The sequence below is a fragment of the Lacihabitans soyangensis genome, assembly GCF_024343775.1.
GTDB classification, from domain to species: domain Bacteria; phylum Bacteroidota; class Bacteroidia; order Cytophagales; family Spirosomataceae; genus Leadbetterella; species Leadbetterella soyangensis.
The window spans coordinates 25,700-48,128 of sequence record NZ_RJUF01000001.1; the positions used below are offsets into that span (position 1 = coordinate 25,700).

The 22,429-nt window shown below is 37.6% G+C and carries 20 protein-coding genes; 15 read left to right on the forward strand and 5 right to left on the reverse strand.

Annotated elements, in window-relative coordinates; translation table 11 throughout:
* Positions 1-25: 25 nt before the first annotated feature.
* Positions 26-2,170, reverse strand: a complete 2,145-nt coding sequence (locus EGI31_RS00105; protein WP_255035071.1) for a xanthine dehydrogenase family protein molybdopterin-binding subunit — start codon at positions 2,168-2,170, stop codon at positions 26-28.
* A 2-nt stretch (positions 2,171-2,172) separates the two neighbouring features.
* Positions 2,173-2,634, reverse strand: coding sequence for a (2Fe-2S)-binding protein (locus EGI31_RS00110; protein ID WP_255035072.1), 462 nt, complete (start codon positions 2,632-2,634; stop codon positions 2,173-2,175).
* 211 nt (positions 2,635-2,845) lie between these two features.
* Between EGI31_RS00110 and EGI31_RS00115 the strand changes: the two genes are divergently transcribed.
* Positions 2,846-3,871 (forward strand): threonine aldolase family protein, encoded by a 1,026-nt coding sequence (locus EGI31_RS00115; RefSeq protein WP_255035073.1) that lies wholly within the window; start codon positions 2,846-2,848, stop codon positions 3,869-3,871.
* The gene (locus EGI31_RS00120; RefSeq protein WP_255035074.1) at positions 3,871-4,638 is read left to right on the forward strand and encodes a DUF3575 domain-containing protein; all 768 of its coding nucleotides are present in this window, start codon (positions 3,871-3,873) and stop codon (positions 4,636-4,638) included. The genes EGI31_RS00115 and EGI31_RS00120 overlap by 1 nt, the downstream gene beginning before the upstream one ends.
* A gap of 1 nt (position 4,639) precedes the next feature.
* On the opposite strand, the gene EGI31_RS00125 is transcribed toward EGI31_RS00120, so the two are convergent.
* Positions 4,640-5,917, reverse strand: a complete 1,278-nt coding sequence (locus tag EGI31_RS00125) for an aspartyl protease family protein (protein ID WP_255035075.1) — start codon at positions 5,915-5,917, stop codon at positions 4,640-4,642.
* 216 nt (positions 5,918-6,133) lie between these two features.
* Here EGI31_RS00125 and rlmN point away from each other — a divergent pair, with 216 nt between their 5' ends.
* The 10 genes from rlmN (at position 6,134) to EGI31_RS00175 (ending at position 18,881) form a co-directional block, all read left to right on the forward strand.
* Positions 6,134-7,168 carry a dual-specificity RNA methyltransferase RlmN gene (gene rlmN / locus EGI31_RS00130; RefSeq protein WP_255035076.1) on the forward strand — a complete coding sequence of 345 codons (1,035 nt, stop codon included), beginning with the start codon at positions 6,134-6,136 and terminating at the stop codon, positions 7,166-7,168.
* A 106-nt stretch (positions 7,169-7,274) separates the two neighbouring features.
* Positions 7,275-8,693 carry an inorganic phosphate transporter gene (locus tag EGI31_RS00135; RefSeq protein WP_255035077.1) on the forward strand — a complete coding sequence of 473 codons (1,419 nt, stop codon included), beginning with the start codon at positions 7,275-7,277 and terminating at the stop codon, positions 8,691-8,693.
* 168 nt (positions 8,694-8,861) lie between these two features.
* Positions 8,862-9,944, forward strand: a complete 1,083-nt coding sequence (locus EGI31_RS00140) for an arginyl-tRNA--protein arginylyltransferase (protein ID WP_255035078.1) — start codon at positions 8,862-8,864, stop codon at positions 9,942-9,944.
* A 281-nt stretch (positions 9,945-10,225) separates the two neighbouring features.
* A complete protein-coding gene (locus tag EGI31_RS00145; protein ID WP_255035079.1) occupies positions 10,226-12,001 on the forward strand; it encodes an FAD-dependent oxidoreductase in 1,776 nt (591 codons plus the stop codon).
* 12 nt (positions 12,002-12,013) lie between these two features.
* On the forward strand, positions 12,014-13,816 hold the full coding sequence (locus EGI31_RS00150) for a 2-oxoacid:acceptor oxidoreductase subunit alpha (RefSeq protein WP_255035080.1): 1,803 nt from the start codon (positions 12,014-12,016) through the stop codon (positions 13,814-13,816).
* 5 nt (positions 13,817-13,821) lie between these two features.
* Complete coding sequence (locus tag EGI31_RS00155) at positions 13,822-14,874, forward strand: 2-oxoacid:ferredoxin oxidoreductase subunit beta (protein ID WP_255035081.1); 1,053 nt, start codon at positions 13,822-13,824, stop codon at positions 14,872-14,874.
* Between the two features lie 156 nt (positions 14,875-15,030).
* Positions 15,031-15,366 carry a hypothetical protein gene (locus EGI31_RS00160; RefSeq protein WP_255035082.1) on the forward strand — a complete coding sequence of 112 codons (336 nt, stop codon included), beginning with the start codon at positions 15,031-15,033 and terminating at the stop codon, positions 15,364-15,366.
* Positions 15,367-15,551: 185 nt separating this feature from the next.
* Positions 15,552-16,061 (forward strand): hypothetical protein, encoded by a 510-nt coding sequence (locus EGI31_RS00165; protein WP_255035084.1) that lies wholly within the window; start codon positions 15,552-15,554, stop codon positions 16,059-16,061.
* A gap of 220 nt (positions 16,062-16,281) precedes the next feature.
* Positions 16,282-17,637: a TlpA family protein disulfide reductase gene (locus EGI31_RS00170; protein WP_255035085.1), complete on the forward strand. Its 1,356-nt coding sequence runs from the start codon at positions 16,282-16,284 to the stop codon at positions 17,635-17,637.
* A gap of 176 nt (positions 17,638-17,813) precedes the next feature.
* Positions 17,814-18,881 (forward strand): TlpA family protein disulfide reductase, encoded by a 1,068-nt coding sequence (locus tag EGI31_RS00175; RefSeq protein WP_255035086.1) that lies wholly within the window; start codon positions 17,814-17,816, stop codon positions 18,879-18,881.
* Between the two features lie 61 nt (positions 18,882-18,942).
* On the opposite strand, the gene EGI31_RS00180 is transcribed toward EGI31_RS00175, so the two are convergent.
* Positions 18,943-19,173 carry a type II toxin-antitoxin system RelE/ParE family toxin gene (locus tag EGI31_RS00180; protein WP_310586147.1) on the reverse strand — a complete coding sequence of 77 codons (231 nt, stop codon included), beginning with the start codon at positions 19,171-19,173 and terminating at the stop codon, positions 18,943-18,945.
* Positions 19,174-19,254: 81 nt separating this feature from the next.
* Positions 19,255-19,542, reverse strand: a complete 288-nt coding sequence (locus tag EGI31_RS00185; RefSeq protein WP_255035087.1) for a hypothetical protein — start codon at positions 19,540-19,542, stop codon at positions 19,255-19,257.
* Positions 19,543-19,888: 346 nt separating this feature from the next.
* Between EGI31_RS00185 and EGI31_RS00190 the strand changes: the two genes are divergently transcribed.
* From EGI31_RS00190 to EGI31_RS00200, 3 genes are all read left to right on the forward strand, one after another.
* Positions 19,889-20,332 (forward strand): hypothetical protein, encoded by a 444-nt coding sequence (locus EGI31_RS00190; protein WP_255035088.1) that lies wholly within the window; start codon positions 19,889-19,891, stop codon positions 20,330-20,332.
* Positions 20,333-20,645: 313 nt separating this feature from the next.
* Positions 20,646-21,095 carry a DUF6036 family nucleotidyltransferase gene (locus tag EGI31_RS00195; protein ID WP_255035089.1) on the forward strand — a complete coding sequence of 150 codons (450 nt, stop codon included), beginning with the start codon at positions 20,646-20,648 and terminating at the stop codon, positions 21,093-21,095.
* An 80-nt stretch (positions 21,096-21,175) separates the two neighbouring features.
* Positions 21,176-22,318: an amidohydrolase family protein gene (locus EGI31_RS00200; RefSeq protein ID WP_255035090.1), complete on the forward strand. Its 1,143-nt coding sequence runs from the start codon at positions 21,176-21,178 to the stop codon at positions 22,316-22,318.
* The last annotated feature ends 111 nt before the right edge of the window (positions 22,319-22,429 follow it).

Below are 22,429 nucleotides of genomic sequence, written 5' to 3' on the forward strand. Positions count from 1 at the left end.
TTAGAAAAACTAAATTCAAATTCCACTACACCCCCAAAGGCAACTTCCTTTCTCTTTTCCCCGTCAAATTAAAAATGGCATTGCCAAGGGCTGGAGCAATAGGAGGTAGTCCTGGTTCTCCTACACCGCCAGGGCGTTCGTAGTTTTCTACGATGTGTATTTCCATTTTTGGTGTTTCGGAGTTACGAAGTACTTGGTAGTCATGGTAGTTGGACTGCACACATTGATTGTTTTCGAAGGTTATTCCGCCTTTCGTTGCTGCCTGTATACCCATTATGATGTTTCCTTCGGTTTGGGCTTTTACGTTGTCGGGGTTTACAAACATACCGCAGTCAATTACCGAAACCACTTTGTCTATCTTTATGCCGTTATCGGTTTTAGAAACAAACACACAAGCCGCAGATATCGAGTCAAAAGAACGAAATACAGCAATTCCTTTTGCTTTTCCGGCTGGAAGTGGCGTTTTATAGTCAGCTTTTTCTGCCAAAAGATTCAAAACTTTTGTAAATCTTGGGGCATTTTTCAACAAACCTAATCTAAACTCCAATGGATCTTTTTTGGCTTCGTGGGCCATTTCATCTATAAAACATTCTTGTCCCCAGCCAAAGTTAGAAGCATACACGCTTCTCCACCAAACCACTGGAATACTGGTTTTTACCCTAGAGTAAGATACTTTGTTGACTTCGAAATTATACTGGTGGTTTTCTTGGCTCAACTCACCGCTCAACCAATCGTCGGCTGTGTTAGGTCTTAAACCATTAAATACTTGACCCGCAATAGATTCACCAATGGCTTGGTGGTGGAAGGCTTTGGCTCGACCGTTTTCTATAACGCCCTGCATACGACTAAGCATGGCCGGACGATAAGGTCCTTGGGCGATGTCGTCTTCTTTGGTCCAAAGAACTTTCACTGGCTTTTTGATTTTACGCGAAATATCACAAGCTTCGTTTAAGAAATCCATGTAGGCTTTTCTACCAAACGAACCACCCAAGAGTGTTACATTTATTTTTACTTTTTCTTCGGGAACTCCTAGATATTGAGCTACTTGGCTCAATGCTCCGTCCGGGCCTTGGATAGGTGCCCAAACTTCTACAGAGCCATCGTCTTTTACATGAACTGTGGCATTTTCAGACTCGATAGCTGCGTGGGCAAGAAATGGTGTTTCGTAAATGGCCTCCAATTTCGTACCTGCTGACTCAAAATGAGCATCAAAGTCTCCTTTTTCTTCCGCCCTTATGCCTGGTTTTTTGGCCGCAGTATAGGCGGCTTCAAAATATTCTGAGGTATTTTGGTTGAGATACTTTCCACTTTCTGACTTCCAATTAACAGTCAAGGCTTTTGCCCCTTTTAGTGCTGCCCATTGGTTTTGAGCAATTACGGCCACAGCATCCACTTTGGTATGTGGCATGGCTCTTTCTATTTTTATGACGTCTAGAACACCCACAACCTTTCTGGCAGTAGCATCATCAATTGAAGCTATAGAATCGTGAATTCTTGGCGAATGAACTACTTTGGCGTATACCATACCTGGAATTTCAGCGTCTATTCCATAAATGGCTTTTCCAGAAACTCTATCAGGAACATCCAGACGTTTGTTGTATTTGCCAATAATCTTAAAATCTTTCGGGTCTTTTAGTTTTGGATTTTTCGGCACTTGATAAGTTGAGGCCAAATCCGCCACTTCACCGTAGGTCACACTTTTTTGTGAGCCTTTTAAAAATATTTTTCCGGCTTCGGCGTAACAATCGGCTGCATTTACACCCCATTTTTCGGCTGCGGCTTTGATGAGCATTTCTTTAGCAGCTGCTCCAGCTTGTCTAAGCGGCATCCAAAGTCCTCTTACCGAGCTACTTCCGCCAGATTGCTGGCTTCCGTATTTGCTTCTACCGTCTGACTGTATGATACTCACTTGATCGAGACTGACTTCTAATTCCTCAGCCAAAAGCGATGGAACAGCCTGTGTAGAGCCTTGACCCATGTCTGGTCGGCTATTCACAAGGGTGATTTTGCCCGTATTTTCAATGATTATAAACGGATTTATCTCTAAAGCCAGCGTGGCTGCCGTAAGTTTCTTGAGGGCGACATTTTTGGAAAAACCATCTATACCGATGCTCAATCCAATACCAGTCAATCCGAGGTTTTTGATGAATTCTCTTCTGTTATTTTTCATGATTAAAGCATTTTAGAGGCGTTCTTGATGGCTTGGTTAATTCTTTGGTAAGTTCCACAACGGCACAGATTGCCTTCCATGGCGGCCAATATTTCCTCGTCATTCGGGTTTTTGTTGGTTTTCAACAATGCCACTGCAGACATTATCTGACCCGACTGACAATAGCCACATTGTGGCACTTGTTCTTCAATCCATGCCTTTTGTACTGCATGAAGAGTTGGTTCTGCAATACCCTCTATCGTAGTAATTTTTGCTTTTTTCGATAATGCAGAAAGCGGCATTTGGCAAGAACGAATCGGCTGCCCATCAAGATGAACCGTGCAGGCACCACATTGGGCCATTCCACAGCCAAATTTTGTACCTTTCAAATTGGCCAAATCTCTGATAGCCCACACCAGAGGCATATCGGCCTCAGCGGTGATTTTATAGACTTTGTTATTGATATTGAGGTTGAATACCGGCATAAAGATTGATTTTTTAGTAAAAATAAGGAAAACTTGGAAATGATAGTAATTTGTTAATGTGTTAATTTGCCAATTAGCTAATTTTACCCAGAATTAGTCAAATTTATAAGAAGTCAGGATATTCTTCTTCAAAAAACATTAACCGTTTAACAAATTGTCGAATTAACAAATTAACCTCCTAACTTTGTAATTCTCGAATAATAAACTGCAAATGACGATAGATTTAAGAAGCGATACGGTTACGAAACCCTCAAAAGAGATGCTGGAAGCCATGTTTTCAGCCGAAGTTGGCGACGATGTTTTTGGAGATGATCCAACAGTAAAGGCATTAGAAAACAAAGCTGCCGAAATGTTTGGGATGGAAGCTGCACTTTTCTGTACTTCTGGTACAATGACCAACCAGATTGCTTTAAAAGCTCATTTGTTCCCTGGTTCTGAGGTGATTTGTGACAAATATTCGCATATATATCTGTACGAAGGTGGCGGAATTGCTTCCAATGCCCAAGCTTCTGTAAAATTGATAGATGGAGATAAAGGGAGAATAACCGCTGAGCAGGTGAGGGGTGCGATTAATAACCCAGAGGATATTCATTTGCCTTTGAGTACTTTGGTTTCATTAGAAAATACCATGAACAAGGGTGGTGGTTCTATTTATGATTTTGATGAAATTCTCAAGATAAAGGAAGTTTGTCGAGAGAAAGGTTTAAAATTTCATTTGGATGGTGCCAGACTTTTCAATGCATTGATAGAGACTTCAGAGTCGCCCAAGGATTTTGGAAGTGCTTTTGATTCCATCTCCATTTGTCTTTCCAAAGGCTTGGGTGCACCAGTGGGTTCCCTGCTTTTGGGAAATGCAGAATTTATAAAAAAATCAAGGAGAATTCGTAAGTCATTTGGTGGAGGTTGGCGTCAAGCAGGATATTTGGCTGCGGCTGGTATTTACGCCTTAGATAATAATGTAAAAAGACTCAAGGAAGACCATGCAAATGCAAAGGCGATTGGTCAAATACTTCAAAAGTGTTCTTTTGTTAAAGAAATAATGCCGATTGATACTAATATTGTGATTTTTGAGTTAGTTGAAAATTGGACAAACACAGATTTTTTGGAGGTATTAAAACAAAATGGAGTGGGAGCGGTGGCTTTTGGTCCACAACTGGTAAGGTTCGTTACCCATTTAGATTTCAAAACCGAAGATTTGAATTTGCTCGAAAAAATATTAACCCAAATTAGTAAATAATGCGTTTTTTAGTTTTCTTATTCTTTTTAATTCTCTCTATTTCAGGGTTTTCACAGCAAAAAAACGCCATAAAATTTAATGTTGCAGGACCACTTACCCAGACCTACTCTTTGCAATATGAGCGGATGCTGACCAACAAAATTTCATTTAACAATACTTTTTTTTATCGCCAAAAATCATTGATTCCATTTGGAGTAGCTGTTGATACCTTGGCAAAACGTTATGGAGTTGGATTGACCGGTATAAAATTCAAGTATATTTTCATGAACGAAGCCAGAGTTGGCGTAAGAGGCTACGCTCCAGAACTTCGGTTTTATCTGGGAAATAAGAAAAACAGACCCTTTGTGGCACTTTTTGGTCAGTATGAAGACTTTGACATGGCCGTTCCGGCTTCTTTGTCTGTGTTATACAAAGGTTTGATTGTAGATGTAAAAACACCTGTAAACTTTACTTTTAACACACTTTCGGGCGGATTGTTGATTGGCAAACAATGGAAATGGAACAGAATGGGAGTGGATTTGGTGGTTATTGGGCCACATTTTGGAAAAGCCAAAGCGTTTTATGCTGTTGCTCAAACAGAGTTACTCTCAAAACTTTCAGAGGACGAAAAAGTATACCTGAAGGAAAAAATAACAGAGCGTTTTGGACTTTCTGGAGAATATTTCGCCTTGGATATTGCTGGCGAAAAAGCTGAAATTAAATCAGTAAAGCCCGTTCCTTATTTGGGAATTAGGGGTCTAGGCGTGAATTTGAGTTATAGTTTTTAGTCTAAATAACCCTTTTCAATTTAAAATAACAGAATTTCAATTCCCCATTCCTTCTCACGAATAGTTCTATTTCTGTACCTTCTTTTTTGCTGAGGTTTTTGTATATGTCGTTTATATTCAATTCCTTAAAGTGCTTGTTGTTCATGAAAATGATTTGATCATTTTCTTTGATTCCGGCTAGGTCTGCTTGTGAACCAGGCGTTATGAAAGTGACCACATATTCATTGAATCCGTCGCCTTTGGCCCTCACCTCCATGCCGCTCATGTCGTGTTCAAAGGTCTCTCGGTATTTACTTTTTAAGGGTTTTAGCATGAGGTAACCATCTCTATAGTTGAACGTTATCACAAATCTTCTCAAAAACTCTCCACCAATACTCCCTTGTCTGCCGTCAAAGTCCTCATTGAATTTTAGACTAAATGATAAACTATCTGGAAACGAAGCTAAAACGTCATTAAACTCGTATTTGCCAATTCTGAATTTCTCAATTCGGCCGATATGACCGTCAATGCTTCCATTTAAACCTCTACCCAAGTTGGCTCTGATGACCTTGTCTGGCAAATGAATGGGTGAGTTATCTTGCGTGTTGAGCAACAAGGCATGGCCAGCACCGGTGTCAATTACCAAGCGAAGTTTTGTGAAGTCATTGTCGTCATTTTGAGCCAATTCTATGGCTTCTATGTAGGGTTTCGATTGCGTTACCACCAAAGGATATTTCTCACCCATAGACTTTTTAGGCTTAAATTTATCGTGATTTCTAAGATATAACTCCCTCGAGCCAAAGTCAATCGTCACCACAAATCGTTCGAACAAATCATGACCAAAAATACCGTGGATAGGAATGCCCATGTACTCGGAGAGTTTCAAAATGTCATCTTCGAGTACTACCAAGTTTTGTCTATCGGCCTTCACAAATCCCAAATCTATGGTATGTCCTATAGAAACATTGGCGTTGATGTAATCTTTTTCGCCAGCACCATTAATGCGTACTTGTCTGCTAAAATCTAAATTGAGTTTTTTGGCCATGCTAGGGTCCGTTATAATAAACGAACTCACACCGGTGTCAAGAATAAAGTTTAGTGTGTCTGATTTGTTGATTCTGACTTTGACAACTATGAGGTTGGAATACAACTCGAACTTGATCTTTGCTGTTTTTTGCCTAATTCCCTTAAAATAAAACCCAAACTTATCCGAATCTCTCTTTTTTTGAGCCTCAATATGATTGAATACCCCGCCAAAGAAAAGAAAAAATAATAACAGAACTGGGATTCTATTTTTCATTTTTTTATTTGAAAAATACCATATAATATTAGAAAAACAAAAGGAATCCGCTAAAAGTTTAGCATTATTCAAATCTTCTTTGAATATAGTTGAGAAAAGGCCGATAAATGTGGAATTTTGCAAATAAAACGGAGCTAAATTTAAAGCTAAGGTTTCAATCCCACATCAATCAAAACAATTAGAGGGTCTTACGACCTAGCGGTAAATTAAAAAAATATGAAACAGGATTTAAGAAAGCTTGGTTTGGAACAACTCAAAGATTGGCTCAAGGAGAAAGGTGAGCCGGCCTTCAGAGCCAAGCAAATAATGGAATGGATTTGGCAAAAGTCTGTAACAGATATACAGGCCATGAGCAATCTTTCTAAAAATCTTCGTGAAACTTTATCGATCGAATTCGTAATAAATCCTGTAACTGTTTACAAATCACAGTATTCTGACGACGGTACGATAAAATCGGGCTTTAGACTTTATGATAAACACTTGGTAGAAGGGGTTTTGATTCCAACCGAAACTCGAATGACGGCCTGTATTTCTTCTCAAGTGGGTTGCTCCCTGACGTGTAAATTTTGTGCTACGGGATACATGAAACGTGAGCGAAATTTGGATGCTGCGGAAATTTATGATCAGGTAATTTTGATAAAAAATCAAGCAGAGGAAAGATTTAACCAACCCCTGACCAATATTGTGTATATGGGTATGGGCGAGCCACTTCTAAATTACCAAGCGGTGTTGGAGTCGGTAGAAAAAATTACTTCGCCACAGGGTTTAAATTGGTCCCCAAAACGTATTACGGTTTCTACTGCGGGCATAGCCAAAATGATCAAAAAACTGGGCGATGATGGCGTGAAATTCAATCTGGCTTTGTCACTTCATGCGGCAAATGATGAAAAACGCAACACCATTATGCCTATCAATGAGTCAAATAGCATAAAGAATTTAACAGAGGCCTTAACTTATTTTTACAAAAAAACTGGCAACAAAATCACGTTTGAATATATAGTTTTTAATGGCTTTAACGATACTATTGAGGATGCCAAGGATTTGCTAAAATTCTGTAAAAGAGTGCCTTCTAAGGTCAATATTATTGAATATAACCCTATCAACGAGGCAGACTTTAGAAACGCTGAAGCCGATGCCATAGAGAAATTTGCTAAGTACTTGGAGAACAATGGCGTAACCGTAAACATCCGTAGAAGTAGAGGAAAAGACATAGATGCTGCTTGTGGTCAGTTGGCTATCAAGGAAAATTAACAATTTGGTAACATTGGATGTGGATAACTTTTATGTCAGGTCAAAATTAATTCTGACCTTTGTGGCACCAATGTGAATCAGAATCTAAAACTAAAATTTAATTATTATGTTTGGTCTAGAAAATGACGTTTTTTTTCTTCTATTTTTTGCCCTTTTTGCAGCTTGTGTTTTCGAATTTATCAACGGTTTTCATGATACAGCCAATGCGGTAGCCACAGTAATCTATACCAACTCTCTCAAACCCACTCAAGCGGTTGTTTATTCCGGAATCCTCAATTTTATAGGTGTTATCACTGGTGGAGTAGGTGTTGGTATGAGCATCGTAAATTTACTCCCTGTAGAGTTACTAATCGACCAAGATGTTTATCATTCCCTCGCCATGGTGATGGCCATGTTATTCAGTGCTATTATCTGGAACTTTGGTACTTGGTATTTCGGTCTGCCATCGTCAAGTTCTCATACGCTTATTGGAGCTATCATGGGTGTGGGTTTAGGATATGCCCTGCTTCCTGAAAATCAAACAGGTGCAGCAGCCATTAACTGGGACAAAGTGAAAGATATTTTTACAGGACTTTTGATGGCACCTGTCTTGGGTTTTGCACTTGCTATCTTCTTGATGTTCATTTTAAGACGTACTGTTAATAAAAACGTACGTGACCAAATATTTTCAGAGCCAAAGAAAAATCAAGCACCACCAAATTGGATCAGAGGCACCTTGATTACCACTTGTGGTTTGGTGAGCTTTTTCCATGGTAAAAACGACGGTCAGAAAGGAATTGGTTTGATGATGTTGATTTTAATTGGTGTTTTGCCTTCGTATTTTGCCATAACAAGTGCGAAAAAATTGAAAGATATTCAGCCAGACTTGGTGAAAATTGAGACAATAGTTAACAAAATCGATACAGTAGGATTGGGTGTTTCTGAAATGAAACATATCAACGACATCAAATCTAACATTACTTTTTTACATCCAGTTGTTAATCAGACCTCAGCTGATACTTCTTCCAAACTTCATTTGCGTGGAGCCATCCTGAAGGTGGCTAGCAATGCTAAAAAACTCTTGACCGACGAAAGTGTGAGTATGAGTGCTGCGGACAGAGAAACATTGACCAATTTGGCCACAAAAGAAGAAAAAGGTATCAGACGTGCCACTGACTTTGCTCCGTTTTGGGTGATTATGCTTATTTCTCTTTCACTGGGATTAGGTACTATGATTGGCTGGAAAAGAATTGTGGTAACAGTAGGTGAGAAAATCGGAAAGTCGCATTTAACCTATGCTCAAGGAGCTTCTGCCGAACTTGTTGCAGCTGTAACCATCGGTTTGGCCTCAGGGTTTAAGCTCCCAGTTAGTACTACGCACACGTTATCATCAGGTATTGCGGGTTCTATGGTGGCGTCAAAAGGTATCAAAAACCTTCAAGCAGGTACCATAAAAAATATTGCCATAGCTTGGGTGCTTACCTTGCCTGTTTCTATGATGTTATCGGCAGGCTTATTTCTTTTGTTTAGATTCTTTGTGTCTTAAAATATTACATGGTCTGGAATAATGAAGTGGCTCTAAGGGGTCACTTTTTTTATGACCAAAATTCGGGTTTTTAAGGGGGATTTAGGCTTTTTAAATTTTTTTGAAGTAAATGTCTTTGTAAATTAAAAACGGCTTAGCATCTTTTCGGAAAATTTGATTTTGTAAGCATTGAAATATCAAGAAAACAATGATGTGCCTGTCGGAAATTGGAAAATGGCCGACGTTCGTAATTTAGAATGTATTTCGCCCAAACAACTGGATCATTTCCTAGAGGCTGGCTGGTTTAGAATGGGTCAGAGTATGTTTACAACCAATTTTCTGATATTTGGCAGTGAACAATACAACGCTCTTTGGTTGAGGGTAAATCTGAAAGACTTTGAGCCAAGTGCTTCTCAAAAAAGGCTTTTGAAGCAGAATGAAAGGTTTACCGTTGAGGTCTCAGCGGGCCAGATAACCTACGAAAAAGAAGATCTATTTTATCGTTATCGACAAAGCTTGTCTTTTTCTATTGCCCCGTCACTTCAAAATCTTCTAACAGGCAATTCACTATTTGATATTTTTGACTCCAGACATCTCGAAATTTATGACGGCAATAGACTCATAGGCTGTGGGGTGTTTGATATGGGGGAAAACTCTGCTCAAGGAATCGTTAGTGTTTTTGATCCCGACTATAAAAAATATAGCCTTGGTAAGTTTCTTTTTCTCCATAAAATCCTCTTCTTAAAGAATTTGGGATTAGATTATTTTTATCCTGGTTATTTTGTGCCTAGCTATAAGCAGTTTGACTATAAGCTCGAAATGGCGAAATCATCAACTAGTTTTCTAAATTTCGGCAAAAGGGAATGGCTAAGTATTCATCATTTTGGCCCGAATTATCAGCCATTGATTTTAATTAAAACAAAGCTCCAACAGATGCAAGAGCTACTGAGGAGTATCAATCTAAAAACTGATTTGCTTATTTATAATTTCTTTGATATTTGTTTGGTAAATGGTTACACGGAGTACGACTTGCTCGATGTTCCCCTCTTTTTGTACTGTTTTCCAAATTCCAGACAGCAGGAGGCTATTATCGTTTACAATATCTTCAACAGTTGTTACCAATTAGTAGTTTGTAACAAACCTTTTCAATCCAATATTGTGGAAGAGCCAGGACATTATGCCAAGTATCTGCTAAAACTGGACTCTATCATCATTCAAGAATTTGACGAACATATTTTTGCCCAAAAACTCCTTCAAATGGTCACTCTTTGAGTTTCTCGGAGTTCCTTGCAAGAGATTATCTATTTGATTTGGGCTTACTTCTGAATATTGATTTTTGCCATTTTTCAACGATTCAAAAAAATACTATTTATCCAAAATTTAGTATTAAAAACGGCATTTTCTATTTATAACCAATCTAAATTGATGTTTTTTTAAATTTTGCCCAATTATTATGAAGTCTTTTTCTTTTCTAAGAAATACTAACAATTTATATTTGGCAATATTTGACTTTTCAAATAATTTATAGAAATAATATTATATAACAGAGGCATATGAAGCCCACAAATATCAAAGATTCGGAGTATTACCACAAAGTTGTTGATTGTCAGTACGCTTGCCCTGCTCACACCCCAGTTCCTCATTACATCAGACTTATTGCCGCTGGCAAATATACCGAGGCATACATGGTCAACTGGGAGTCCAATGTTTTTCCTGGAGTTTTGGGCAGAACCTGCGACCGCCCATGCGAGCCTGCATGTAGAAGAGGTAGAGTAGAAGAGGAGCCAGTGGCCATTTGTAGACTTAAAAGAGTGACAGCAGATTTCAAAGACGACATCGCTCAATATTTGCCAGAGATTCCTAAAGTAAAGAACGGTAAAAAGATTGCCATTATTGGTGCTGGACCAGCCGGTTTGACTGTGGCCAGAGATTTGGCTCCGCTGGGTTATGAAATTCACATGTACGACGACCAAAGCAAAGGCGGTGGTATGATGAGAAGCCAGATACCCTCTTTCCGTTTGCCAAATTCGGTCTTGGACCAAGAGGTGAATGTAATTCTCGACATGGACATCGTAAAGCACTTCAATCAATATGTGACTAGTCTAAAAGAAATTATTGATGGAGGGTATGACGCTGTTTTTGTAGCAACTGGAGCACCAAAAGGCAAAGATTTGCCCAATCTGCCTGGCAGATGGGATGCCAAAGAGAACATTCACATCGGTATCCAATGGCTGGCGAATGTGGCGTTTGAACACACCAACAAAATTGGTAAAAAAGTAATTGTATTGGGTGGTGGAAATACTGCCATGGACTGTTGCCGTACTTCTCGTCGTTTGGGCGGTGAAGAAGTGAAAGTGTTGGTTAGAAGTCCATTCAAAGAAATGAAGGCTTCTCCATGGGAAAAAGAAGATGCCATTCATGAAGATATTCCGATTTTGGAAAATCACGTTCCGAAAAGCTTTGTTTCAGAAAATGGAAAACTTAAAGGCATGTTTTTTGAGAAAGTGGAGGCTCAATACGACGACAAAGGAAAGCGTAAATTGGTACCAACTGGTGAGCCAGATGTATTCATTGAAGCAGACGACGTAATAATAGCCATTGGTCAAGAAAACCGTTTTGAATGGATAGAGAAAGACCTTGGCGTGGAGTTTAACGAGTGGGAAATGCCCGTGGTAGACGAAAGCACTTTTGCTTCTACACGTGCGGGTGTTTTCTTTGGTGGAGATGCCGCTCTTGGACCTAAAAATGTTATCACAGCCGTTGCTCAAGGACATCAGGCAGCCATTTCGATAGATAAATATTGCCAAGGACAAGATATCCACGACAGACCAGCTCCAGATGTAACGCTGATCAGTACCAAAATGGGTATTCACGAATGGAGTTATGACAATGGTGTTTCAGCAGATTTAAGATTTGTGGTGCCTCAGGAGGATAAAAAGATAACTTTGGCCGATAGAAAGAAAGAAGTTGAGTTGGGCTTTGATCTGACTTCGGCTTTCAAAGAAGCTGAACGCTGTCTCAACTGTGACGTGCAGACTGTTTTCATGGAAGACAAATGCATCGAGTGCGATGCCTGTATGGATGTTTGCCCAACACAGTGTATCAATTTTACCGAAAATGCAGAAGAGGACGATTTGAGGGCCAAGCTTCTAATTCCGGCTTTGGATAAAAGTCAAGACATTTTGGTATCTGATATTTTGAAAACCGGTAAAGTAATGGTAAAAGACGAGGACGTTTGTCTTCACTGTGGCTTGTGTGCTGAGCGTTGCCCAACTTCGGCTTGGGACATGCAGAAATTTATGTATAAAACTGCCAAGGCAGGATGTTAAGAAAGAAATCATATGAGTAGTATAAACGATTTTGTAGTAAGATTTGCCAACGTAAACGGTACAGGTTCGGCAAGTGCCAACTCGCTTTTTGCCAAGTCTATTTTCCGAATGGGCGTGCCTGTGTCGGCTAAAAATATATTTCCATCCAATATTCAGGGTTTACCTACTTGGTATGAAGTTAGAGTGAGCGAAAAGGGATATTTGGGTAGAAAAAACGGCATTGACCTCATGGTGAGTGTCAACCCACAGAGCTTGAAGAAAGACATCGCTTCAGTAAGACCAGGTGGTTATTTTGTGTATGACAGCACCAAAAAACTATACGAAGAATTCTTGAGAGAGGATATCAATTTTATTGGCATTCCTTTGATGGATATCTGTAACCGTGAGTTTTCAGATCCTCGTCAGAAGCAATTGTTTAAGAACATTGTTTACGTGGGAGCTTTGGCTAAATTATTGGATATCAGTTTTGAGGAAATAGAAAAATTACTTTCGGAGCAATTCAAAGGCAAAGAAAAATTAGTAATTCCAAACGTAAAAGCCTTGAATCTTGGAGGTGACTACATAGCCGAAAACTTTGACTATCCACTTGATTTTAGGGTAGAAAGAAGAGATTTGGTGAAAGATTGGATTTTGATAGATGGCAATGCAGCTGCCGGATTGGGTGCCGTTTATGGCGGTGCTTCAGTAGTTTCTTGGTATCCTATTACGCCTTCTACTTCTTTGGTGAGTTCATTCGAAAAATACGCCAACAAGCTGCGTAAAGACCCAGAGACCGGCAAGAATAGTTTCTCAGTTGTGCAGTCAGAAGACGAACTTTCGGCTATCGGTATGGCCATAGGTGCCAACTGGAACGGTGCAAGAGCATTTACTGCTACCTCGGGACCTGGTTTATCCTTGATGAACGAATTTTTAGGTTTGGCTTATTACTCGGAAATTCCGGTGGTTTTGGCTGATGTTCAACGTTCTGGTCCTTCTACGGGTATGCCTACACGTACACAGCAGTCTGATTTGTTGATGGCGGCTTATGCTTCTCATGGAGATACCAAACACGTGCTTTTGCTTCCCTCTACACCTACGGAGTGTTTCGAAATGATGGCCGATGCCTTTGATTTGGCTGAGCAATTACAAACTCCCGTGTTGTTTATGACGGATTTGGACTTGGGTATGAACGAGCACATGTGTCCGCCATTCAAATGGGACGACAACCGCAAATATAACCGAGGAAAAGTTTTAAACGCCGAAGAATTGGAAGCAGCTCAAGATTGGGGAAGATACAAAGATGTGGACGGCGATGGAATTCCTTACAGAACTTTACCGGGTACACACCCTACCAAAGGAGCGTATTTCACCAGAGGCTCGTCGCACGACGAAAAAGCCGCTTACTCAGAGGATTCTGACACCTACGTGCGTATCATGAATAGGTTGAAGAAGAAACTCGAAACTGCCAAAACTTTGGTTCCTGGACCAGAATTTTATCAAGAAAACAATGAGTCAGAAATCGGGGTGATATTCTTTGGAACTTCGAGATATGCGGCTGAGGAGGCTTTGGATATTATGAGAGCTGACGGGTTGAAAATTGACGCCATGCGTTTGAAAGCTTTTCCTTTTTGCAAAGAGGTAGAAGACTTTATCGATGCCCACAAGCAGGTTTTTGTGGTTGAGCAAAACCGCGATGCTCAAATGAGAACTTTGCTCATCAATGAGTTGGAGGTGAATCCCAAGAAGTTGATCAGAGTTTTGAATTTTGACGGAACGCCTATCACCGCCGATTTGATTATTGAGCCCATCAGTGCATTAAACCTACAAAGTATCTAATTTTTATGTCATATATAAAACCAAAATTCGAACACCCAAGAGCTCCTAAAAATGCTTTGGGATATACCAGAAAAGAATACGAGGGTTCACTTTCAACACTTTGTGCGGGCTGTGGACATGATTCTATATCAGCTGCTATTGTAGATGCTTGTTTTGAGCTTTCTATTGAGCCGCACCGTGTGGCCAAGCTTTCGGGCATTGGCTGTTCCTCTAAAACGCCAGCTTATTTTCTGAACAATTCGCATGGATTCAACTCAGTGCATGGTCGTATGCCTTCAGTGGCTACAGGAGCCAATTTAGCCAACAGAGACTTGGTTTATTTGGGTGTTTCGGGCGACGGTGACAGTGCTTCAATAGGCTTTGGTCAGTTTGCACACGTGATTCGTAGAAATCTCAACATGACTTACATTGTGATGAACAATGGTTGCTATGGTCTAACCAAAGGACAGGACTCGGCCACTGCTGACCAAGGTTCTGTATCGAAAGCGGGTAGTGTCAACAACTTTGAAGGCATAGACATGTGTGCTATAGCCATAGAATTGGGTGCAACATTTGTAGCCCAGAGTTTTAGCGGAGATAAGGGACAACTGATTCCATTGATAAAAGCGGCTCTTTCACATTCTGGATTTTCCTTGATTAATGTTGTTTCGCCATGTGTGACTTTCAACAACAACCCTGGCTCTACGAAGTCCTATGACTATGTGCGTGAGCACAATGAGGCCCTTTCATCTTTGGATTTTGTGCCAGTAAAGGAAGAAATCACAACCGAATATGATGAAATAGATGTGAAAATGGTAGAAATGCACGATGGTACGTTTATCAAACTCAATAAACTACACCAAGGCTTTGACCCTCAAGACAAACTGTCTATCATCAACGCTCTTCAAGTAGCCCGTCAAAAAGACGAAATACTTACAGGATTGCTGTATCTTGACACCGAAAGCGTAGAACTAAACGACCTGATAGGAACCGTAAACAAACCACTTAATTCTCTTACAGAAAAGGAATTATGTCCTGGTAGTGAGGTTCTGGAAAAGATCAATGCGGGGTTGAGGTAATTTAATAATTCAGTACTTAAATGACTGATTTGAAAAGAGTTGGCGAATTTGGAATTTGTCGACTCTTTTTTTTGGATTGAATTTTGCCCTTATAAAGGAAAGATTGAGAAACATCTACAAAATGATTTTAGAGGATATTTACACCGTATTTTGGACATGCGTATAATTAGATACTTTTTTGCTCTTTGGGTACTAGTTGGTTGTACAAATCAATCTGTTTCTGAAATAGAGAAAAAGTTACATGGAAAATATTGTTCTAATACTAATGAAGAGAATCCATTAGTACTTTTTCCAGATAATTCATATAGTTTGGGGTATGAGGAAAACGGAAGATGGGAAGTAAACGACTATGGCGATTTTACAATACTAACTCTAATTCATAAAAATAAAAGAAAGGAAGGAGTTATACTTTTTAAAGAAAACTATTATTTCAAATTCAATAAATCCGTCTTTCCGTCTACAAGCGAAACATTGTTCAAAATTTGTGATTAATATGCTTTCAGTTTATCCAGCAAATACCACCAATCAAATTTTGTAACCCCTGAAATAAGAAAAATAAATGAAGAAAGACGATATATGATGAACAATGGATGATAAGATATTAATTTTTTTGGAATACGATTGCTCCGCTTTTTAATGTAAAGGGGTTAATTTATGACATTTCTTTTATAGAGAAAATGGATAATTTACTCAAAGGTTTTGGTAATTTAAGTTGGGAAATTGGTCCAGATGAGAACAGGGAAATGTATTTAGCCATTTCTCCAAGTTTAGAACCAGATCTTCATTCATTAACGAAACAATTCGTAAAATTATCTCCAAATATGGAAAACTGGAATTTTTATGATTGCAAACAGAAAAAAGCATTAACTTCTGTTAGAATAACCACTGAAGAATATGGTGGTGAAATTATTGATGCTAAAGATTTGAAATTCAGGATTTTAAAAGATGAAAATTATACTCCCTTGTTTTTAGATATTTACATAAATCGAGATTTAATGAATATCAACCGTGCCAATTCAATAGAAATGTTATTAACTAATTTAATTGGAGAGTTTAATTTGATGTATTTCATTGAGGACTTTGATTTGAAGGATTTAGAAAACTGCAAAGACAAAGAAAAATTGTGGGATTATAATAAGCTTATTAGTTACGTTGAAAAATACGCCAAAGAAAATTCAATAGAATAAAAAAGACTCTTGCATAACTATTGTTATACAATCCTTGGGATGACATTAAAGTTCTACTCAATTTATTCGCATTCAAAGGTTATCAAGTTTCTTTTGAGGAAATAGAATTTTTTATCATTCAATGCAAACCTTCAATCAATTCAAATCAGTGATTTCAAAATCACATGAAGAAATCTGAAAAGAGCTTGTGAACTTCAGCTTAAATTCTTAGTTTCATTGCATGAAACTATTCCTTACAATTTTATTATTCTCAAGCTTAATTGGTCAGTCGACCAAGGGCTCTCAAATCCTTATCAAATTCGAAGGGCAAGTAAAAGCATCTTCTGAATTATCTGTTTTCTATTCCAAAAATCTCGAAGAAAAAATTGTTGCTTTCAGTCAAAAAAATGTTGGCGATGCGGACATTAGTTTTGAGCTGGATAATACTCATGCAAAATTCTATTACTTTCAAATCGGTAAAAGTGCGATTTTACTTAAAGTCAAAGAAAAGGACAAAATAACCTTGTTTTATGATGGTGAAAATAATATATGGGATATCAAAAAGGAAAACGACGAGTATTTTGAAAAGGCCAAAGTATTCATAGGTTACAAGAGTCCAAAATGGAAAGATTCATCTTCTTTTGTAAGATATCACATTGATTTTATGGATTCTTTAGGCTTAGATCCTTCTAACAAAAGAAAAATTTATACCTCGGATCAGTCCTTTTTAAGAAGAAGATTTTTCAACCTCTATGTTGACAGGGTTTCTGGGTACAAACTTTTTAAATTTCCTGACACCGAGCAATCTGCTGAAACTAATTACGTGGAAGATTGGGCGAATTTAGCTCAAATCGATTATCGACAGTCCAATTATTATGAATTAGAGACAATTAGAAGATATATTGTCTATCATTTGCCGGTAATCTATAAAAACTTAAAAGTTACGAAACCTAATTTTGCCCAATTATTGGTCGCCGGAGAGACATGGATTAATTCTTTAGAAATTGATGAAAATCTAAAAATTTATATGCTTGGAGATTTAATTCAATATATGGCCAAGTTTAATCTTCCATTGGACGTAACAACTCAAAACTCTTTGGAAAACTTCTGTATTGCTAACCCAAATTCCTCTCATTTTGACTTTATTCAGGGTTTTTTGAAACAAAAACAATCCTTATCCACCCAGAAATTTGAAATCAATGCGGTGAACCTTAACAATGAAAAATTTGAGGTCAAAAAGTACAGCGAAAAGATAATCTTAATCGACTTTTGGGCAACTTGGTGTGCACCTTGTTTTGCAGCAAATCCATACATAGAAAAAATAAAGGCAAAATATCAGGGCAAGGTCAAGGTTATCAAGATTTCAATAGATGATAACTGGGTGCATTGGGAGCGGTTTGTGAGAGATAAGGATGGGAATATTGACGATAATTATATTCTTACCAAAGAGAGTTTTGAGTCCGAAATAAAGAAATTTAACCTGGTTTCAGTTCCAAGGTATTGGATTGTTAGGAATGATGGTAAAGTAATAAATATGGAGGCACCTCGTCCGATGCAGGACGAATTGGATAATTATCTAAAAAAGCTTTTAGAGTAACTGGATTTTCGGTTTTTATAATGGCCTTGAAGTTGTAACTTATTTGAATTGAAGTCGCTAAGTCTTGTTTAAGTCTAGTTCTTAATTTTCATAACTTAATTTTTTTTACAATGAAACGCATCATAATTCCCTTTCTTATTTTACTTTTTTCCTAAGATTGTATCTCTCAGGATAAATTGAGAATTAAAATCAAGCCCAATCAATATCTTGGAGATAGCGTATTTTTCGGAGTTCCGGAGGATGTTCCAAAAGGATTTGAGGATATATTGAATTTTAAGTTAGCAAATAATTCCTCCGTTCAGGACGCTTCAATTGAAATTGGCTATTCGTATTCCGTTTATAAAATTAAATTAAAGGAAAATCTTGAAGTAACAGGAAACTTGGAATATCCAAAGCCAGTTAATATTTTGTATGTAGATCAAGATAAATGTATCCCTTGCGTGACCAAGATATTTTATATTGATAACCAAAACATTAATATTGAATTATCTAAAATATCCAATAAGCAAAAGCTTCAAATTGATTCTCCAACAAACAATGATTATAACAAATTAAAATCCGAACTTTCTTCTGTTTATACTGAATCAAATAATCCATTTGAAATGGATAGTTTAACAGATTTTAGTAGAAAGCAAGAAATTTTAAGACAGTACATCCTTAAAAATCCGAGCTCCTACGCGGCCTTGTGGGAAATTATTTTGGACTATACCACTTATCACGAACATCCTTTGTACCAATCAAACTTAAAGTACTTTTCGAATACCATAAAAAACGGTAATTTATATAAAGGTTTTTCGAAGAAACTAAAAATACTTAACTCAACCAATAGTGGTAAATTTATGCCGTTTGTGAGAATAGACAGTACAAATAGCATTTCAAAAAGCACATTTGGTCAGTATAAATTAACACTGATCAACTATTGGGCTAGTACTTGTGGTCCTTGCATAAAGAGTTTACCCGATATGGTAAAACTTAGAAATGAATATCATTCCCAAGGTTTTGAAGTAATAGGTGTTGCGGATGACATTGTCATTACTAGAATGGTAAAAGCTAATAATATTCTTAAAAAAAATAATGCGGGTTGGATTAATATGTTTGATATAAATGAAGAGTTTAAGAAAAAAGTTTATGCCAATGGCTATCCTCTCTACTTTTTGGTGGATTCGAATGGAAAAATTTTGTTAAGAAAAGCAGGTAGTTTTGATTACGTACAAAACGAAGTAAGGGAATATTTTAAAAAGTGAAGGAGATGATTGCATAATGGCTCTCCAATCGTAGATGTGAATTTTCGGTTTTAAGTGATGTTTAAATCTCCCTTAAAAGTTCATCCAATTCACCAGGTGATAAGTTTTCTTTTTCGGCCTTATCGTAAATAGCAAGCAAAATGACTTCTTCATTTGCTGTAAAAACATAAGTGATTATTCTTGCCCCTCCACTTTTTCCTTTGCCCTTGCTCTTGATGGCTTGGCGTATTTTGTAGCAATTATTGCCTAAAGGTGTTCCTTGAGTGGGATTTAATGAAAGCTCTTGGCCAATTTAGACAATTCTTCACGAAGTGATACATACTTTTTTAGCAAAACCTTTGCGTCACGCTCAAAACTTCGGGCTGGAAAAACCTTATACATCAGCTAAAAAATCGTCCAAAGTTCTTAGCTTTATTTTACCTTCCTTATGGAGCTTAACATCTTCAAAGCCCTCTCTTATTTTAAAAAGTAGTTCATCCTTAGAAATAAAATCTTCTTCTTCTATTAAAATGGAAGCCAATTGTAATCTTTCTTTTTTTGGTAGCTGCCTTGCTAAATCAACGATTTGACTTACGGTTACCTGAATGTTTGTGTTTAATTTGAGTGTTCTTTCCATTTTTTTATTAAAATTTACTTCTGGAATTTCGGAATAAAGTTCCATTTGTTTCTTTAGGGAAATTTCAGTTTTGGTATTTTAAAAAATTCCAACCTAGTTTTCTCTACATTCTTTATCTTTCCTTGTTAATTAATTATTTCAGGCTGTAGTATTTAAGGATGCAGCGACAAAATACAATTATAAAGTTATCATTCATCATTCTACAATCAAAACATAAAACAATAAAACTTGGTTGCGATTTATTTTCTTTAACTGCTTTTTTCAAAAGAGAACATGATTTCAGGGGACTTTGAGGTGTTTTTTCTAGAGATTGTAAAAGGTGTTAACTTAGAAATTCTACTTATATTTAATTCTAAATTCTAATAATTGTTTAACCAAACAAAGTCCAAAAATGAAATCCACATTTTTTCTTCTCTTCATCTTATTATTTCCATTAGTCACTTTAGCCAATACAGAAACAGCCAAATCTAGCGAATTTATCTTTGATTCTTTGAAGGTTCAAGGTCATAATCAGGTCGTTGAGAAAGATTCTGTCAACAAAGAAAAGCTGCCAAATCACCAAAAGATAGCGAAAACTTCAGGGATATTGGGTATTGTTGGTTTAGGAACGGTGTTGGTTTTGGGTATAGCGAGTATCGGTACGTTTGCAGTGTTAATTGGTGCTGCAATTTCTTTCGCAGCATTGGTAATGGGTTTGTTGAGCGTCCGTAGAGTAAAAAACAAAAAATGGGCTCGTTTGGGTATAATTTTGGGGTCTTTGGGTATTTTGATTTTGGTGGCTTGGATTGGCCTTATCATTTATGTAATTTCTATTTTTGGAAATAGTATTGATTGATGGTATAATTATTGAAAAAGAGCGGTTTTAGTTTCTTTTTGTATTTCATTAACCTTTTCAATTCGTGCCTATAGCTAGGATTATTTTGATTGTTTTTCAGTAATTTTGTCAATATTATTGATAGAAATGGATAAAACTCTAACATGGTCCGGTAAACATGGTGATAATCAAAAACGATTAAAGGATTTTTGGTTGTCTCAAACTCCCAACCAGAGACTAGAAGCTTCTTATTATTTGAATTCCGTTGCATACAATTTCGACATAAATAACCCGCCAAGAATGGACAAATCTTACTCATATACAAGGAAAAGAAATGGGTAATATTTTCAATAATGATTTTCAGGAGTTTATCGCATGTCTAAACAAACATGATGTTGATTATATTTTAGTTGGTGGATATTCAGTGATTCTGCATGGTTACCCAAGAACTACCGGCGACTTAGATGTTTGGGTAAATCCCGTAAAAGACAATTATGAGAAACTTATGGCAGCTTTCCTAGAGTTTGGACTGCCACATATTCCATCTGAAATGTTTTTTGATTTGCAAAATTATGATGTTTTTGGCTTTGGAAGACCTCCAGTTTCAATTGAGATACTCACAAACGTAAAGGGGCTAACTTTTGATGTTGCAAAAAAAGATATTGTGATTTTTGAAGAAGATAATATCAAAGTTAAGACAATCAGTTATCGACATTTAATCGAAGCCAAAAAATCCTCCAATAGACCGAGGGATATAAATGATATTGAGAATTTAGAAAAATGAAATTTTAGAGTTTTCTACAAAATTCTCCAAGTAAAAAACGTTTTTTTATCCTTATCTTTACCGAAAATTCAAGCCGAAATATGAAGAAAGCAGCCTTGCTATTTATCGCTCTTATCATTTCTTTAAGTTCATTTTCACAGCAAATAACCATTGGCGACAACAAAGGAGCCGTAACTTTTGAAGAGTACGACCCGAAAAGTACTCTTGTGGTCGATAAAAACCCAAAAACCAGGTCGAAATATCCTTTCATAGACGTGCACAATCACCAATACGCCATGGGCGAAACGCGTGACAATGTGGACAAGCTTATTCCTGAAATGGACAAATTGAATATGCGAATTTTAGTCAATTTGAGTGGAAGAGGCTGGACAAAAGATGCTGATAAGGCTACCAAAACTTTAAGCGACAATGTGACCAACAGCAAACTTTATCCTGGAAGGTTTGCAGTTTTTACGAATGTCGATTTTGATTCAATCAACGAGACAGGTTGGTCAGAAAAAGCAGCGAAAATATTGGAGGAAGATGTAAAACTCAGAGGTGCAGTAGGTTTGAAAGTGTACAAGAACCTGGGTTTTAGTGTAAAAAACACAGATGGTTCTTTGGTGAGAGTCGACGACCCGAGAATTGATGCTGTTTGGGCAAAAGCAGGCGAATTAGGAATTCCTGTTATCATTCATTCTGCAGATCCTGCTTCTTTTTGGGAGCCTTTGAACCAGTTTAACGAACGTTGGTTGGAGCTGAAAACGCATCCTGGACGTAAGAAAGATATAGCAAAAGGAGATTTTGGTTTTGAGGAAATTATAGCTCAGCAACATAACATTATCAGAAAACACAAAGGCACAAAGTTTATTAGTGCCCACATGGGTTGGTATCCTAATAATTTAGGAAAACTGGATAGCCTTTTGACTGCCATGCCCAATATGTATGTGGAAATCGGTGCGGTAATTGCCGAACTTGGCCGTCAACCAAAAACTTCGAATAAGTTTTTTACAAAATGGCAGGATAGAATTTTGTTTGGTAAAGACTCTTGGGTTCCGTCGGAGTATTCAACTTATTTCAGAGTTTTGGAAACGGAAGATGAGTATTTTCAATATCACAAAAAATATCATGCATTCTGGCCAATGTACGGCATAGGTTTGTCTGATGATGTTTTGAAAAAGGTGTATTACAAAAATGCCCTGAAAATCATTCCAAGGTTAGATAAAAGTGGGTTTCCGGAGTAAGTCACTTCGGCTCCGCTCAGCGACCGAAGCTCACTTCGGCTCCGCTTAGTCACATCTCGCTAAGGGTATGGGAAAAGTTTAGACATAAAAATATATATAAAGTAAATCGTA